We start from the raw sequence: 15,816 nt of genomic DNA, 5'->3' as shown, positions 1-15,816 counted from the left end.
GGCTGAGACCGGGCGGGGTGGTGCGGTCGGGGCGGGTCGGAGTGGGGCGGGTCGGAGTGGGGCGGGTCGGAGTGGGGCGGCGCGTCCCGGTTTCGAGTCGGGGGTGGGCGCGACGGGGGCCGGTCGAGTGGGGGCGGCCGGGTCGATCGGGGCAGCCCGGCTCCGAGGTGGGGTGGGCACGATGGGGCGCGGTCGGGTGGAGGCGCGCGGCCGGGTGGGGGCGCGGTCGGTGGGGGTGCGGTCGGGTGGGGGCGCCTCGGTCGGGCGGCCCCATCGGGTCAGGGCAGCAGCACTCGGAAGGCGGCGCCGCGGCCGGGTGCGGTGCGTACCTCGACCCGGCCGCCGTGCGCGTTGACCAGCGCGGCGACGATCGCCAGGCCCAGGCCCGAACCGCCGCCGGCGGCCCGGCTGCGGGAGGAGTCGACGCGGTAGAAGCGTTCGAAGACGCGTTGTGCGTCGGCCGGTGCCAGACCGGGGCCGGCGTCGGTGACCTCCAGAGCCGCGCACGGGTCCGGTGCCGGGGTCCGGCCCACCGCGATCCGGATCGCGGTCCCGGCCGGGGTGTGTGTCAGCGCGTTGGAGACCAGGTTGGCCACCACCTGGCGCAGCCGCGACTCGTCGCCGGAGACGATCACCGGATGCGCCGCGCCGCCGTCCAGCCCGGTCAGCGTGACCGAGCGATCGGGTGCCAGCGTCTTGATGTCGTGCACCGCGTCGGCGGCCAGGATCCGCAGGTCCACCGGCTCGTTGCAGAGCGGGCGCTGTTCGTCCAGGCGGGCCAGTTGCAGCAGGTCCTCGACCAGGCCGCCCATCCGGATCGCCTCGTCCTCGATCCGGCGCATGGTCCGGGCCACCTCGGCCGGATCGGTGAGCGCGCCCATCCGGTACAACTCGGCGAAGCCGCGCACACTCGCCAGCGGGGTGCGCAATTCGTGTCCGGCGTCGGCGACGAACCGGCGCATCCGCGTCTCCGACTCGGCCCGGGCCGCGAACGCGGTCTCGATCTGGGCGAGCATGCCGTTGATCGATGTGGACAGCCGGCCGATCTCGGTCCCGGGCGCGGGTACCGGGACCCGATGCGAGAGGTCGCCGGCCGCGATCGCCGCCGCCGTCTCCTCGATCCGGCGCAGCGGGCGCAGGCCGCCGCGCAGCGCGAACCAGCCGGCCGCGGCGAGCACGGTCAGACAGCTCAGGCCGATCACCAGGCACACCGTGCGCATCCGGTCGACCGTCGCGCGCACGTCGTCCAGCGGCTGGGCCAGCACCACGCTGCCCTCGCCGCCCGCCACCGGCACCGCGAGCACCCGCCAACGCCCGTCGCCGCTCACCGAGTCGGTCTCGAAGGCCCGTCGCTGCAAACCCAGCACCGTGTCGGTGTCCAGCTTCGGCAGTCGGGGTCCCAACTCGTCCTCGGCGCCCGGCGAGCGGATCCGCTGGTGGGTGGTGCCGTCGGGAAACAGGTACTCGGCCACGATCCGGCTCGGCAGCACACCGGGCGCCCGCCCGCGCGGCCCGCTCCGCGGCTCGCCCGACTCCGGCGGACGGAACGCCATCCCGCGTGCGGCCTGGGCCAGTTGCCGGTCCACCTGGTCGGTGAGGTAGCCGCGCAGCGAACCCACCACGACCGTCTGGCTGACCAACAGCGCGACGGCGACGAGGGCCATCGCGATGATCAGGACCCGGACACGCAGCGAGGACCGGCTCGGGTGCGGGAAGCGCAGCGGGGGCCGGTTCGGGCGAGGGAGGCGCAGCGGGGGCCGGTTCGGGCGAGGGAGGCGCAGCGGGGGCCGGTTCGGACGAGGGAGGCGCAGCGAGGACCGGCTCGGGTGCGGGACGCGCATGGGGGCGCCGTCAGACCGTCGGCTGGGGGCGGCGCAGCACGTACCCGACACCGCGTACGGTGTGGATCAACTTGCCGCCGCCGACGTCGAGTTCGACCTTTCGGCGGAGATAGCTGATGTACGACTCGACGATGCTCAGGTCGCCGCCGAAGTCGTACTGCCAGACGTGGTCCAGGATTTGGGTCTTGGACACCACCCGGCCGGTGTTGAGCATCAGATAGCGCAGCAGCTTGAACTCGGTCGGCGAGAGTTGCACGGGACGGCCGCCGCGCAGCACCTCGTGGCCCTCCGGGTCGAGTTCGAGGTCGGCGACCACGATCCGGTTCGACGGCGTCGGCAGGGCCGCGCCGCCGTCCACCCGGCGCAACACCGCGTGGATGCGGGCGATCAATTCCTCCAGGCTGAACGGTTTGGTGACGTAGTCGTCCCCGCCCAGGGTCAGTCCGGTGATCTTGTCCTTGGTGGTGTCCTTGGCGGTCAGGAACAGCACCGGCAGGTGGGTTCCGTCGGCGCGCAGCCGGCGCACCACCTCGAAGCCGTCCAGGTCCGGGAGCATCACGTCGAGGACGACCAGGTTCGGCCGACAGCGCGCGACCGCCGCGAGGGCGTCCGTGCCGTCCGCCGCCGAGTCGACGTCGAATCCGGCGAAGCGCAGGCTGGCGGACAGGAGTTCGCGGATGTTGGGCTCGTCGTCGACGACCAGGAGGCGGGCGCGGGCGCCGGCTTCGGTGGGCGTGGTCACGTCAGCCCGTTCCGCCGGCGGTGGGGCCGGCTCCGCTCGTCCCGCCGGCCGTGCCGTTCGTGCCTGCCGTACCGCTTGCGCCGTTCGTGCCGCCGGCGCTCGTGCCGGGGTTGCCGGCTCCCGGGCGAGCGGCCGTGGCGGTGCCCTCGGTGACCGAGGTGGCGGCCACCGAGCCGTCGGCGTCCGTGGCGCCACGCACCACGACGGCGTCTCCGGGCTTGAGGTCGACGGGTTTGCCGTCCCGGACGACCTGGATCTTGGTTGCGGCGTCGGTCTTCACCTTGACGATATTGCCGGCCGAATCTGAGACGTAGATGAAAGAGTCGTCCACAACCTTCACGGTCCCGGTGGTCAGGTCCGAGGCGGCGCCCGTTCCGGGGCCGGCCGCCGCGCCGCCGGTACGTCCGGTGCCCTGCCCGCCGCCACCGGTCGAAGGCGCGCCGGCGGCGCGGGCGCCGTACGGGTTCGCGCCCTGCGCGCCGGGGGGTCCGGCGGCCTGGTTCGTGCCCTCGCCCTGATCCTTCTGCACCTCGACGCCCGCCAGGAAGCCGACCGCCAGGAACACGCCCGCGCCCAGGGCCAGCGTCAGCGCGGGGAGCCTGCGCCGGGGCGGGGCGGTGAGTTCGGCGGCCACGTCGCGAGCCGTCGGCGGCCGGCCGAGGATGTCCTCCGAGGACTCCTCGGGGTGGGATGTGTCGGGGTGGGATTCGTCGGCGGCTTCCGGTTCGGTACGGAAGCCGCCGACGAACCCGGGCTCGGCCGCCGCGTTCGCCGCCGGCCCGGGGTCACCGGGCACGGGGATGCGGGATCGGGCGCCGAGGGTCTCGGTGTCGGGCGGCGTCGTGTCGGGGATGCGGGTCTGTGGCCGGGTGTCGTGTCGGTCGAGAGTTTCGGTGTCGGGCCGTGCCGTGTCGGGGACGGCGGTCTGTGGCCGGGTGTCGTGTCGGTCGACGCGGTGCTTCGGCGTCATGGTCTCGGTCCTCCTGGGACGCTGGAACGGCGGTGGTCGGGCGGGCTATTCGTGCCGCAGCGCCTCGATCGGGCGCAGCGCCGCCGCGCGCGCGGCCGGGTAGCCGCCGAAGAACAGGCCGATGGCGACCGACACGGCGAACGAGCCGACCACCGAACTCGGCACCACGACGGGCGTGATCCCGACCACCTCGAAGCGTGCCGCGAACAGCCCGGCGGCCACGCCCAGTCCGCCGCCGAGGACGGACAGCAGGGTCGACTCGGCGAGGAACTGGCCCAGGATCGCACCGCGCGGGGCGCCGATCGCCTTGCGGATGCCGATCTCCCGGGTCCGTTCGGCGACGGTCACCAGCATGATGTTGGTGATCCCGATCCCGCCGACCAGGAGCGAGATCGCCGCGACCGCCGCGAGCAGCACGGTGAAGGTTTTGTTGGTCTCGTCGTTGGCGCTCAACAGCGACTGTTGGTTGGTGATCCGGAAGTCGCTCTGCGTCGAACTCGTGATCCGGTGACGGTTGTTCAGGATCGAGGTCACCTCGTCCTGGGCGAGCGTGGTGTCCGCCGAGGAGGTGGCCCGGACCGCGATCGAGGAGAGCGAGCCGTAGCCGGTCAGGCTGTCGCGCATCGTGGTCACCGGCAGCACGATGGTGTCGTCGGAGTCCGCCACGCCGTTGCCGCCCTTGGTCTTCAGCACACCGGCGACGCGGAACGGTACGCCCCCGATCAGGATCTCCTTGTCGATCGGGTTCTCCGTACCGAACACGTTCTCGACCGTGGTGCTGCCCAGGACGGCGACCTTGCGGCGGGCGTTCACGTCCTCGGTGCCGAACAGCGCGCCTCGGCCCAGGTCGTGGTTGGTGGTGGCGAACCAGTCCGGTGTGGTGCCGACGACCTGGGACACGGTGACCGACTGGCCGGCGTAGGTGATGCTCTGCGACGCGGTCTGCACGGGAGCCGCCGACGCGACGTGCGGGGCCAGGGTTTTGTCGACCAGGGCCTGCGCGTCGTCCAGGGTCAGGTCCTTGAGCGCACCGCCCTGGCCGGCCGCGCCGAAGCGGCCGCCGCCGGCGGTGTGCGAGATGGTGAGCAGATTGGTGCCGAGTCGCTGGATCGAGGCCTGGACGGACTTGGACGAGCCGTTGCCCACGGCGACCAGCAGGATCACCGCGCCGACGCCGATCAGCACGCCGAGCATGGTCAGTGCGGTGCGGATCTTGTTCGCGGCCAGGCCCAGGACGGCGAAGCGAAGCACTTCGACGGGGTTCACCGGCGGGCTCCTTCGGCGGGAGCGCCGGTCGGGACGCGGACGGGTGCCGGGGTCGGGGTGGTCGGGGCCGGGGCGCGGCGGTGGTCCGAGACCACCAGGCCGTCGACCAGGCGCAGGATGCGCTCGGCGCGGGCGGCTACCTCGTCCTCGTGGGTGATGATCACGATCGTGCGTCCGGAGCCGTGTAGCCGGTCCAGGATTCCGAGCACCTCCGCGGTGCTGTGGCTGTCCAGGTTGCCGGTCGGCTCGTCGGCGAGCAGCAGCGCGGGTGTGGTGACCAACGCGCGGGCCAGCGCGACGCGTTGCTGCTGGCCGCCGGAGAGTTCGTTGGGCGCGTGGTCGGTACGGTCGGCCAGGCCGACCAGGTCGAGCGCGGCCAGCGCCCGGCGTCGGCGCTCCTTGGCGCGCACCCCGGCGTAGGACAACGGGAGTTCGACCTGGGCGAGCGCGCTGGTGCGCGGGATCAGGTTGAACGACTGGAAGACGAACCCGATGCGTCGATTGCGGACCAGGGCGAGTTGGTGTTCGTCCAGCCGGCCGACGTCGAGGCCGTCGAGCAGATAGCGGCCCGAGGTCGGCACGTCCAGGCAGCCCAGCACGTTCATCAGCGTCGACTTGCCCGAGCCCGAACTGCCCATGATGGCCACGTATTCGCCGACCTCGATGGTCAGGTCGACGCCGCGCAGCGCGTGCACCGAGGCGGCGCCGTGACCGTACGACTTGGTCACCGCACGCACGTCGATGACGGGCGCGGGTCGGTCCGCGTGCGACTCGCTCATCGTGAGCCGCCGCGCGGGAGGCCGCCGCCGGAGGCACCGGCCGAGGCGCCGCCGACCGCGCCGCCGCCGGGGAAGTTGCCGATGCCCGGGGCGGGTTGCCCACCGCCGGCCGTTCCGCCTCGGGTGGACTGGCCGGAGCGGCCGGATGTGGAACCGGCGGAACCGGCCGCGGCGACGGTGCCGATCACGATCTCGTCGCCCTCGGCCAGGCCGGAGACGATCTGGGTGGTCTGGTCGCCGACCACGCCGGCGGTCACCGTACGGCGCTGCTCGGCGCCGTTGACCAGGACCCGTACCGAGGCCGTCGCGCCGGTGCCGGTGACGGCGGCGGAGGGCACCTGCAACGCGTTGTCGGCCTGCGCGACGACCACCGAGATGTTCGCGGTCTGTCCGGTCCGCAGCGTGGACACGTCGCCCTGCAGCGCGATCGTCGCGCCGTACTTGACCGAACCCGAGGTCGAACCGCTGTCCGGCAGCGGATTCACGCTGACCACCTTGGCGTTCAGCCGGATCGCGGAGTTCACGTTGAGCGTCACCGTGGCAGGTTGACCGGCCTTGACCTTGGCGGCGTCGGCCTCGGAGAAGGACACCCGGGTCTCCATGCCGGTCGGGTTGGCGATCACGACGAAGCCGGTGACGGTGCCGGTGGAGGAGGAACCGCTTTGGCCGCCGCCGCTGGTGCTTCCCGATCCGCCTGATGAGCCCGATCCGCTCGATCCGCTCGATCCGCTGGAGGAGGTCGTGGCGGAGACGGTGTCGCCGACCTTGCCGGAGACCGAAGCCACGATGCCGGCGGAGGGCGCCTTGAGTACGCAGCCGTCCAGGGCACGTTGGGCGTCGGCGAGCTTGTTGTTCGCCGCGATCAGTGCCGACTCGGCCTGGGTCACCGCCGCCGCGTCGACCGTCGTGCTCGGCGTCGGGGTGGCCGTCGGGGCCTTGGTGACGGTGACGGTGACGGTCGGGTGCGGCTGGGTGACGGGGGGCGCCGAGGTCCGGGACGGCGCCGGCGTGGATGTGGACGTGGGGGCGGGCACATCGCCGGTGCCGCCGGTGGTCGCGGTGCCGCCGGTTGTGCTCGCGCTGCCGGCGGTCGAGCCGCGCAGGACTGTGTTCTGGGCGTCTGTGCCCTGGTTGCCGCTGCCACCGCCGTTGCCGTTGCCGCCGTTCTGTTGGACCGGGGTGCCCGCTTGGGCCTTGGTCAGGTTCGCCTGGGCCACTGTGACGGCCGCCTTCGCCGCGTCCAGTGCCTCCTGCGCCTGGGTCGGGTCGACCTGCGCGAGGACCTGACCGGCGGTGACGGTATCGCCGACCTTGACCCCGACGGCGGTGACGCGGCCGGCGGCGGTGAAGCCGATGCCGACGTCCGAGGGGGAAGTCAACGACCCCGACGCGGACACCGTGGCCTGCACCGTCCCCTTGGTCACCTTGCCGGTACGCGTGCGCGTCGCGTCCGCCGATCCACCGCCGTCGTCCACCGCCGCGTAGGCGAAGCCCACGCCGGTCACCATCGCGGTGGCCAGGGCCAGGTTGATCAGGACCGACTTCCGTCGTAGTCGTACACGCCTCATGGCCGCACAGCCTGGTCCGGACACGTCCCCGAACACTGGCCGTCGCCTGGGAGTTCACTGGGAGCGCCGACACGCCCCGAAGCCGGCGGTGCCCGGCGCGATACGCCGAAATCGGGCCCGATCACGACAAGCCACGCGTCGGCCCGAGTGCGACGACGGCCTACCTCGGCCGGGGCTCCCAGAGAACTCCCAGGCGGCGCGCGGGCTTTCACCATCCTGTCGTGCTTGAGTCCTGAGCGGATGGGCGGTGCGCCGTCCGGCGCCGACCCCGAAGCTCGTGGGAAGGACGTCATGACGAGGTACCCGGGTCGACCGGCGTGGACCACAACGGTGGCGCCGGCCGCCGCCTCGGCACTCGTGCTGCTGCTGGCCGGATGTGGGGGGAGCAGCGGCAAGAGCACGAGTGCCTCGGCCCCGTCGAGCGCGGCGAACGGTGGTGGGGACGCGACCAAGGCGTACACCGAATGCCTGCGCGAAAACGGCGTCGCGGTGCCGACGGGACGGCCGGACGGCGGCAACCGCCCATCCGGTGAGCCCCGCCCATCCGGTGAGTCCCGCCCATTCGGTGAGTCCCGCCCATTCGGCGAGCCGCGCTCGTCCGGGGAGCCGCGCCCGTCCGGCCGCCCGAGCCGTCCGGCCGGCGAACGACCCACCGCCTTCCCGACCGGGCGACCCAATCCCCGCGCGACGGACCCGGTGTACCGCAAGGCCGAGGAAGCCTGCGCGAAACTACGCCCCTCCCGGGGCCCGGCCGGCGGTGGCGGCGGCGCCGGCGGCGCGGACGCCCCGAGGCGCGGCGGCAATTCGGCAAGCCAGGCCTTCGCCGGCTGCCTCAAGGACCACCAGGTCGAACTCCCACCGGGCGGCGCACCCGCCCTTGACCGAAGCGACCCCAAAACCGCCGAAGCCCTCAAGATCTGCGAGCCCCTGCTGCCTTCGACGCCGGGAACACCAACGACGGCAACGACCACGGCGCCGCCGACCGCTCCGACGACATAGGGCGGGGGATCCTTGACGCGGTGCGGGGTGGTGTGGTGGGGCGGGGTGGGGGTTGGGCGAGGGCGGGTGGAGGTGGGTCGGTCTTGGCCGGCTGGGCTGGGGGTGCTGGGTCGGCCGGCTGAGGCTGGGGTGAGCGGGGGCTTGGCAGCGGTGGGTCGGTCTGGGCTGGGCTGGCCTGTGCCGGGTCGGCTGGGGCTGGGGTGAGTCGGGTCGGGTCGGTCGGGGTGCGTCGGGTTGGGGGTGCGTCGAGCTTTGCTGGCTAGGTCGGTACGCACGGGGTCGGCTGGTTCCGCGGTGGGCCGGGTTGGCGGAGCTGGTCGGCCGGGGGTGGGGTGAGCCGGGCCGGGCGTGCCGGGTCGGTGGAGCCGGGTCGGGTCGGGGGTGCGTCGAGCTTTGCCGGCTGGGTTGGTATGCGCGGGGTCGGCTGGTTCCGCGATGGGCCGGGTTGGCGGAGCTGGTCGGCCAGGGGCGGAGTGGGCCGCGTTGGCGGAGCTAGGTCAAGGTCAAGTTGGCTTGGGCCAGGTTGGGCTGAGGTGAGCTGGGCCGAGCCAGGTCGGGGTTGGGGTGCGCTGGGTCAGGTCAGGTTGGGCAGGGGTCTAGCCGGATGGGGCCAGGTCGAACTCAGGCGTTGGCTGGGCCGGTTTGGGTCGGCCGCGCACGGCGGGCTGGGGTTGGATGGCGGCGTCGACTGGGCGGGGTCGGACTGATGTGTTGACCGGCTGGGTCGGAGCCCGGCCGTGACCGGGCTGGGTCGGGCCGGGCCGAGGCATTGGGTCATCCGGCACCGACCTGAGTCGGGAGAATCGAGCGATCGAGAGCATCCGATCGCTTCGAGAGCACCCGTTGATATCAAGAGCGGTGCTCACATCGAGAGCAGTGCTCACGCCGCGAGCGACGCGACAGGCAACCACGTATGCCCGGCCCCAAATGCCCCCTGCCGCGGCAAGTCGAGCGGGTAGCCGAAGTGCGAGCGGCTCTCCACAACGTGAGCAGCGCCCTATATCGAGAGCACGAGTCCATACCGAGAGCACTGCTCACGTCGGGGTGTGCGCCGGTGCCCGTGAGCACTGCTCACGTTGCGAGCGCGCGTCCAAATCGAGAGCGCTGCTCACATCCATGCTCGGCACCGCTGCTCGGGCTCGGTGTTCGGTGTCCAGCGCGGCGTGGTGCGCTGGAACTGGTCGGCGCGCCGGGCACAGCCAAGGAGTTGGTGCCACCCCTGGCGACCGCGCCGTGAGCACTGCTCGCATCGAGAGCACTGCTCGCGCGAGAGCGGGGGCAAATAACGAGAGCGCTGCTCATGTCGAGAGCATGGATCCGAACCGAGAGCGCCGCTCGCGTTGAGAGCGCCTTTCCGAACCGAGAGCACTGTTCGCGTGCTCCGGTCGGTGCCTCCGTTGCGGCTTACCGGGCCGCCACTCGCTCGCCTCCGGCATCGCTGCCCGGCGCCGCCGCGATCCCGTCCGAGATCGCTTTCATCTGAGCCCTCCGCCTCTCCTGCCGGCGCGGCTCCCCGCCAGTCGCGGCCGGCCTCTTCGACGTGGCGGCCACGTCGGCGCTGCGCCGGGGCGGATGTGGCTACTCCCAGGCCAACGCGCCTTCCGCGATCGCTGGCTGCCCGACGCCGGCGTGCCCGCGGACCGTCTGGCCGCCCCACGCCCGCGCGCGCCTCCCATGGCCGTTTGGCTGCCTTATGCCGGCATGCCTTCTGTGGCCGCTTGGCCGCACCGCGGTTGCGCGCCTTCCGCGGTCGTTTGGCGGCCCCATGCTGGCACGCCTCCCGCGCCCGCCTGGCTGCCCGCCGCCGGCGCGTCTCCCGTGACCCCCACTTGCGGCAGCGTCCGCGCACCTTCCGCGCCCGCCTGGCTGCCCGGCCTCAACGCCCTCGCGACGGGCAGCGCCCACGATGTCGTTGCCCGCCTCCGCCCCCGTGCTCGTCGATTGGCTCGGGGCCGACGTAGGACGGCCCGGGTGATCTCGGGCAACAGGCCGCCCTCGCCGAGCAGGGCCGCCCCCGAGGCGTCCGCGCGGTCCATCAATCGCTCGACGACCTCGCCCACCATCGCGTCCGTGTCCGCGGACGGACCACCGGTGGGCTGTGGGTTTTCGATCTCGGTCGTGACTATCCGTTCCGGAGGGCCGGGATCCGGGGCGGTACCTCGGCCCATCCTTCGCATCACGGACTTATACGAAGGTTCAGGCGCATCGTCCGTGGTCGGGTCGGGAGGAGGTGTTGATCGGGGTTAATCGGGCATTTGGTATGCGCTGTGTGGGTGTGGTGGGGCGGGTTGGGTGGTTGGTGGGTTCGTGGAGAGTGGGTTGTCATGCTTACGACGGAATTTGCGGTTGGTGCTCCGATTTGGATTGATCTCGGGGTGGGGGATATTCCGGCGGCGGGGGCGTTCTATGGGGATCTGTTCGGGTGGGATTTGGAGATCACCGGGCCGGAGACCGGGGGGTACGGGATTTTGCGGAAGGGTGGGAAGAGTGTCGGGGCGTTGGCGCCGTTGATGGATGAGAGTGCGGCGTCGGTGTGGTCGGTGTACTTTCACGCGCTGGATGCGGATGCCACGACCAAGGCGGTGGAGCGGGCCGGGGGCGGGGTGTTGCTTCCGCCGATGGATGTGTTGGACATGGGGCGGCTGGCCGGGTTCACCGATTCGACCGGTGTGGGCTTCATGGTGTGGGAGCCGGGCACGAACAAGGGCCTGGAGTTGGTTCAGGACGTCGGTGCGTTGTGTTGGACCGAGCTGTACACCGCCGACCGGAGCGCGGCCACCGGGTTCTATCACGCGGTGTTCGGCTGGAATTACCAGGACTTCCCGTCGCCGGACGGCGACTACACGCTCGCCTACCCGGGTGAGGACGTGGACGCGATGCATGCCGGTGTGGCGGAGGTCGACCCGCGGGAGACCACCCCGCAATGGCAGATCTACATCGGTGTGGACGATTGCGACGCGTCGTTCGCGCGGGCGATCGAGTTGGGCGGGACCGAGTTGACGGCGCCGTACGACATCCCGGACGTCGGCCGGATCGCGATGGTGAACGACCCCTTCGGGGCGCGTTTCGCGATGATCAAGGGCATTCCGCCGGCCAAGTGAGCGTGGGTGGAACCGCCGACCCGATCGGGTGATGGGAGTCGCCCGATCGGGTCGTTTTGGTCGCTGGGGGCAGCCGGCGCGTGTGAGGTTCGCGGGATGAGAGTCGAAGTCAGGCACGGTCCCGCGTTCGCCGCCGCCCGTTGCACGCTCGATCCGGGCGAGGCGATGCGGGCCGAATCCGGCGCGATGATGGCGCACAGCGCGGACGTGGAGATCACCGCCAAGGTCGAGGGCGGCATCATGCGTGGCCTCAAGCGCAGTGTGCTCGGCGGCGAGTCGTTCTTTCAGACCACGTTCACCGCGCCCGACCGGGGCGGCTGGGTCGACGTCGCCACCGCGCTGCCCGGCGACATCGCCAATGTCACGCTCACCCCCGAGGTGCCCGAGTTCCTGCTCACCCGGACCAGTTGGCTGGCCAACTCCGCCGGCGTACAGATCGACACCCGCTGGGGTGGACTGCGCAACCTGGTCGGCGGCGAGGGCGGCTTCCTGGTGCACGCGTCCGGCCAAGGCGAGGTGATCATGGGCTGCTACGGCGCGCTTGACGTGTTGGACCTGGAGGCGGGGGAGCAGGTCGTGGTCGACACGGGCCACGTGGTCGCGTATTCGCCCGCCATCACGTTCTCCACCCGCCGGGCCGCACGCGGGCGGACCATCGCGTCGGTCACCTCCGGCGAGGGGTTGGTCTTCGACTTCACCGGCCCCGGCAGGGTGCTCATCCAGACCCGAAACCCCTCCGCGTTGGCCGATTTCATCACGGGTCTGCCCGGCGTACGCAACTGACCGACGGCGGGCGTATGCCACCGACCGGCGACGGGCGTACGAACCGGCCGACGGCGGACGGGTGTAACCGATCGGCGACGGGCGTACGAACCGGCCGACGACGGGTGTGCGCGATCGACCGACGCCCGGCGTACGCAGCCGACCGACGACTCGAGTACGTAACCGCCGCCCGGCGCCCGGCGCGCGCAACGACCGGCGTCGTCGCGGGTTTCCGCCGGCGGCGCGGCGACGGACACAGGCTCAGCCGACCGTGCGGTGCGCGCCCGGGGTGTGGCCGAACGCGCGTCGGAAGACGTCGATGAACGCGCTTGCCGAGGACCATCCGCAGCGGTGTGCGACGGTGGTCACCGGTACCTCCTCGGCGAGCAGGCGCAGCGCGTGGTGCAGGCGCGACTGGGTGCGCCACTGCGGGAACGTCATGCCCAGCTCGGCCGCGAACAGCCGGGTCAGCGTGCGCTCTCCCGCCCCGACGTCGGCGCCCAGGGCGGCGAGTGTGCGTTGGTCGGCGGGGTCGGCGAGGAGCAGTTCGCACACCGCGACCAGGCGCGGATCCCGGCCGGTGGGCAGATGCAGCGCCTGTTGCGGGCTGTGTCGGAGCTGGTCGAGGAGCACCGCCAGGATCCGGGCGCCTTCGGCGGTGTCCGGGAGTTCGGGCCGGCTGTACGCGATGATCAGCTCGCGCAGCAGGGGGCCGACCGCGAGTACGGCGGGGCCGTCCAGCTTCAGTGGGTTGGTGTCGGCCGGGATGCCCACGGTGTGCAGCACGGTGCGGCCGTGTGCGCGGTGCCGGTGCATGGTGCCGGCCGGGATCCACAGCGCGCGGGTGGCGGGCGCGACCCAACTGCCGGCGTCGGTGGTCACCGTCAGCACGCCGCGCCCGGCGTAGACGATCTGGTGCACGTCGTGTCGGTGTGCGGTCACACCACCGCCCGCCGGCAGGTGGCGGGTGCTCGTGGTCAGCCCGCTCGCCGGCTCGACGTCGGGTTGGCTGGAGATCGGCATCACCTGGCAGATTATCGGAAGCCCGCCGAACCTGGTGGCCCGGATCATCGACGAGTGACCGATCCCGCGCCCACCGACCACCCGCTGCCCACGGACCACCCGCCGCGCACGGACCAGCCGCCGCGCACGGACCAGCCGCTGCGCACGGACCATCCGCTGCGCACGGATCACGCGCCGGCCACCGACCACCCGCAGCCCACCCGGCATCCCGATTCGCCCGGCCGACCGCTCGTCGCCGAGCGACCCGCCCCTTCCGCCGGACCTCCCGAGCGCCGCGCCATCCCGATGATGGCCATCGGCCACGCCACCGTGGACTTCTACCAGGGTGCGGTGCCCTGCCTGGTCCCGTTCCTGGTGGCCGAGCGGCACTACGGCTACGTCGCCGCGTCCGGCATCGTGCTGGCCGCGACCCTGCTGTCCTCGATCGTGCAGCCGCTGTTCGGCGCGCTCACCGACCGCTGGACCATGCCGTGGCTGATCCCGGTCAGTACGACCGGCGCGGGCCTGGGCATCGCGCTGTCCGGTCCGGCCGACTCGTACGTGCTCACCTGGCTCGCCATCGCATTGTCCGGCATGGGCGTCGCCGCCTACCATCCGGAGTCGGCGCGCCTGGCCCGGGTGGCCTGCCGAGGCAGCCACGTCGCGATGGGCTGGTACTCGCTCGGCGGCAACATCGGTTTCGCGCTCGCCCCCGTCGTCGCCTCGCCGATCCTGTCCGCCGGCGGCCTCGACGCGACCCCATGGCTGCTGCTGCCGGCGGTCGCCGGAGTCCTGGTGACCGCGTCGGTGATCCGTCGCCTCGCTCGGCACGCGGCCACTGCCCGAGCTGCGGGCGGTCCGCTCCGCGCGGACGACTGGTCGAGGTTCGCCCGGCTGTCCGCCGTGATCGTGTGCCGCTCGATCGTCTTCGTCGGGCTGAGCACGTTCATCGCGCTGTACGCCGAGCAGCACACCGCGGGCGGCTCCACGGCCGGCTCCGTCGCACTGTTCACCCTCTTCGCCGGCGGCGCGATCGGCACCGTGCTCGGTGGTCGCCTGGCCGCGCGCTGGGGTCGCACCCGCACTCTGCGTCGCGCGTACGCCGCCTCCGTCCCGGCCACGGCCGGCATCGTGCTGGCGCCCGGTCCGGGCCTGTACGTCTTCGCCGCGGCCGCCGCGACGGCGCTGTACATCCCGTTCTCGCTGCACGTCACCCTCGGCCAGGACTACCTGCCGAACCGGGTCGGTACCGCGAGTGGCGTCACCCTGGGCCTGGCCGTGAGCATCGGCGGCGTGGCCACCCCCGCCATCGGCGCCCTCGCCGAGGCGACGACCCTGCGCGTCGCCCTCACGCCGCTGATCGCCCTGTGCGCCCTCGCCTGGTTCCTCGGCCGCACCCTCACCGAACCCGACGACCGGGTCGGGCCCGACACTCGATCCGCGCCAGATACCCGACCCGCGCCAGATACCCGACCCGCACCCACCGATCGACCCGCACCCACCGGCCGGACCGCCGGGCCCGACGACCGGCCCATGCTCGACCCGACGACCCCGCGCGGAGCCCGCGCGCAGGACTGATCCGGTCCCGAATCGGGGACCCGCGTGAACATGAACCTACGTGCGCTGGCCCTCGACTTCGGCGACACCCTGGCGGTCCGCGGACCCAATCCGGACGGCCGCACCGTGCTCGACGTGCTCCGCCGGATGCCGGACACCGACGTCCCGGACACCTTCGTCGCCGCCTACGACCACGTGCATCGCATCACCCGCGAGGGAGACCGGGTCCGGGACACGCACACGCCCTTCGCCGACGAGATCCGGCACGCCTCGGCGCTGTGCGGGGCCCGCGTCCCGGACCCCGAGGCGGTCGCCGAACTCGTCTTCGAGCGGATCCCCGACTCGCGGGTGATCCGCCGGGCCGCCGACGCACTGCTGCGCATCCGGGAACGCCGCGACCTGGTGTGCGTACTCGCCTGCGACACCCAGCGCCCCGAGCCGGTGCGCCGACGGACCCTGGCCGAGGCGGGCATCGAGGCGTGCTTCGACGCGATCGTGCTGTCCTGCGCGATCGGCCTGCGCAAGCCGCATCCTCGGTTCTACGCCGAGGTCGAGCGGGCCTGCGGGGTTCCGCGCGAGCAGATCATGTACGTCGGGAACACCCCGGCCAAGGACGCCACCGCGCCGCACATGTACGGCATGCAGGCAGTGCTGATCGCCCCGGCCGGGCGTCCGGCCGGACTGGCCGAGGCGATCGGGGTGATCGACCACTTCGCCGACCTGCCCGACTACCTCGACCGCACCGTGCCCTGCCCGCTCGGCCCGGCCTGGTTCAGCCCCGGATCTCCGCCACCCGCTCGACGTTGAGCACGTCGGCGATCTCCTGGCTCGGGGCGGTGTCGAACCAGGCGTCCAGGATCTCGATCAGTACCGGCCCGGAGGTCAGCCGCAGGCTCAGCGCGAGCACGTTGGCGTGGTTCCAGCGCCGTGCGCCCGCCGCCGTGGCCGCGTCCGTGCACAGCGCGGCCCGGACCCCGTCCACCTTGTTCGCCGCGATCGAGGCGCCCGTACCGGTCCAGCAGCACACGATCGCCTGATCCGCGCGCCCCAACGTCACCTCGCGTGCGGCGGCTTCGCTCACCGGTGCCCAGTCGTCGTCGAACTCCGGCTCGTGCGCCGGGTCGAAGGCGCCGAACGGCAGCACCTCGTGACCGCGCTTGCGCAGTTCGTCGGCGAGGTAGACGCCACAACCCTTGATCTGATCGGCCGAGATCGCGATGCGCATCGGA

The 15,816-nt window shown here is 72.5% G+C and carries 12 protein-coding genes; 4 read left to right on the top strand and 8 right to left on the bottom strand.

Features of this window, described 5'->3' with window-relative positions:
* Positions 1-278: 278 nt before the first annotated feature.
* The 6 genes from OG948_RS04630 to OG948_RS04605 all read right to left on the bottom strand — a co-directional run bounded on the left by OG948_RS04630 (position 279) and on the right by OG948_RS04605 (position 7,166).
* On the bottom strand, positions 279-1,664 hold the full coding sequence (locus OG948_RS04630; protein WP_406294044.1) for a sensor histidine kinase: 1,386 nt from the start codon (positions 1,662-1,664) through the stop codon (positions 279-281).
* 187 nt (positions 1,665-1,851) lie between these two features.
* Positions 1,852-2,583: a response regulator transcription factor gene (locus OG948_RS04625; protein WP_395868399.1), complete on the bottom strand. Its 732-nt coding sequence runs from the start codon at positions 2,581-2,583 to the stop codon at positions 1,852-1,854.
* 1 nt (position 2,584) lies between these two features.
* Positions 2,585-3,553, bottom strand: a complete 969-nt coding sequence (locus OG948_RS04620) for a DUF5666 domain-containing protein (RefSeq protein ID WP_406294042.1) — start codon at positions 3,551-3,553, stop codon at positions 2,585-2,587.
* Between the two features lie 45 nt (positions 3,554-3,598).
* The gene (locus tag OG948_RS04615) at positions 3,599-4,819 is read right to left on the bottom strand and encodes an ABC transporter permease (protein WP_406294040.1); all 1,221 of its coding nucleotides are present in this window, start codon (positions 4,817-4,819) and stop codon (positions 3,599-3,601) included.
* A complete protein-coding gene (locus tag OG948_RS04610) occupies positions 4,816-5,598 on the bottom strand; it encodes an ABC transporter ATP-binding protein (RefSeq protein ID WP_406294039.1) in 783 nt (260 codons plus the stop codon). Before OG948_RS04610 ends, OG948_RS04615 begins: the two co-directional genes overlap by 4 nt.
* Positions 5,595-7,166, bottom strand: coding sequence for an efflux RND transporter periplasmic adaptor subunit (locus OG948_RS04605; RefSeq protein ID WP_406294038.1), 1,572 nt, complete (start codon positions 7,164-7,166; stop codon positions 5,595-5,597). Before OG948_RS04605 ends, OG948_RS04610 begins: the two co-directional genes overlap by 4 nt.
* Positions 7,167-10,489: 3,323 nt before the next feature.
* Here OG948_RS04605 and OG948_RS04600 point away from each other — a divergent pair.
* Both OG948_RS04600 and OG948_RS04595 read left to right on the top strand, forming a co-directional pair.
* Positions 10,490-11,266, top strand: coding sequence for a VOC family protein (locus OG948_RS04600; protein WP_406300184.1), 777 nt, complete (start codon positions 10,490-10,492; stop codon positions 11,264-11,266).
* A 96-nt stretch (positions 11,267-11,362) separates the two neighbouring features.
* Positions 11,363-12,049: a TIGR00266 family protein gene (locus tag OG948_RS04595; RefSeq protein ID WP_406294036.1), complete on the top strand. Its 687-nt coding sequence runs from the start codon at positions 11,363-11,365 to the stop codon at positions 12,047-12,049.
* Positions 12,050-12,289: 240 nt separating this feature from the next.
* Here OG948_RS04595 and OG948_RS04590 read toward each other — a convergent pair whose 3' ends face one another.
* Positions 12,290-13,051, bottom strand: coding sequence for an AraC family transcriptional regulator (locus tag OG948_RS04590; RefSeq protein WP_406294035.1), 762 nt, complete (start codon positions 13,049-13,051; stop codon positions 12,290-12,292).
* 285 nt (positions 13,052-13,336) lie between these two features.
* Between OG948_RS04590 and OG948_RS04585 the strand changes: the two genes are divergently transcribed.
* Both OG948_RS04585 and OG948_RS04580 read left to right on the top strand, forming a co-directional pair.
* Positions 13,337-14,608 carry an MFS transporter gene (locus OG948_RS04585; protein WP_406300183.1) on the top strand — a complete coding sequence of 424 codons (1,272 nt, stop codon included), beginning with the start codon at positions 13,337-13,339 and terminating at the stop codon, positions 14,606-14,608.
* A gap of 30 nt (positions 14,609-14,638) precedes the next feature.
* Positions 14,639-15,394, top strand: coding sequence for an HAD family hydrolase (locus OG948_RS04580; RefSeq protein ID WP_406294034.1), 756 nt, complete (start codon positions 14,639-14,641; stop codon positions 15,392-15,394).
* Here the strand turns inward: OG948_RS04580 and OG948_RS04575 are convergent.
* On the bottom strand, positions 15,360-15,812 hold the full coding sequence (locus OG948_RS04575; protein WP_406294032.1) for an RpiB/LacA/LacB family sugar-phosphate isomerase: 453 nt from the start codon (positions 15,810-15,812) through the stop codon (positions 15,360-15,362). The two genes, OG948_RS04580 and OG948_RS04575, sit on opposite strands and share 35 nt — an antisense overlap.
* Positions 15,813-15,816: the final 4 nt, after the last annotated feature.

Origin of the sequence: Embleya sp. NBC_00888 (assembly GCF_045207655.1) — a bacterium.
GTDB lineage: Bacteria > Actinomycetota > Actinomycetes > Streptomycetales > Streptomycetaceae > Embleya.
This window is presented reverse-complemented; position numbering and strand designations above follow the sequence as displayed.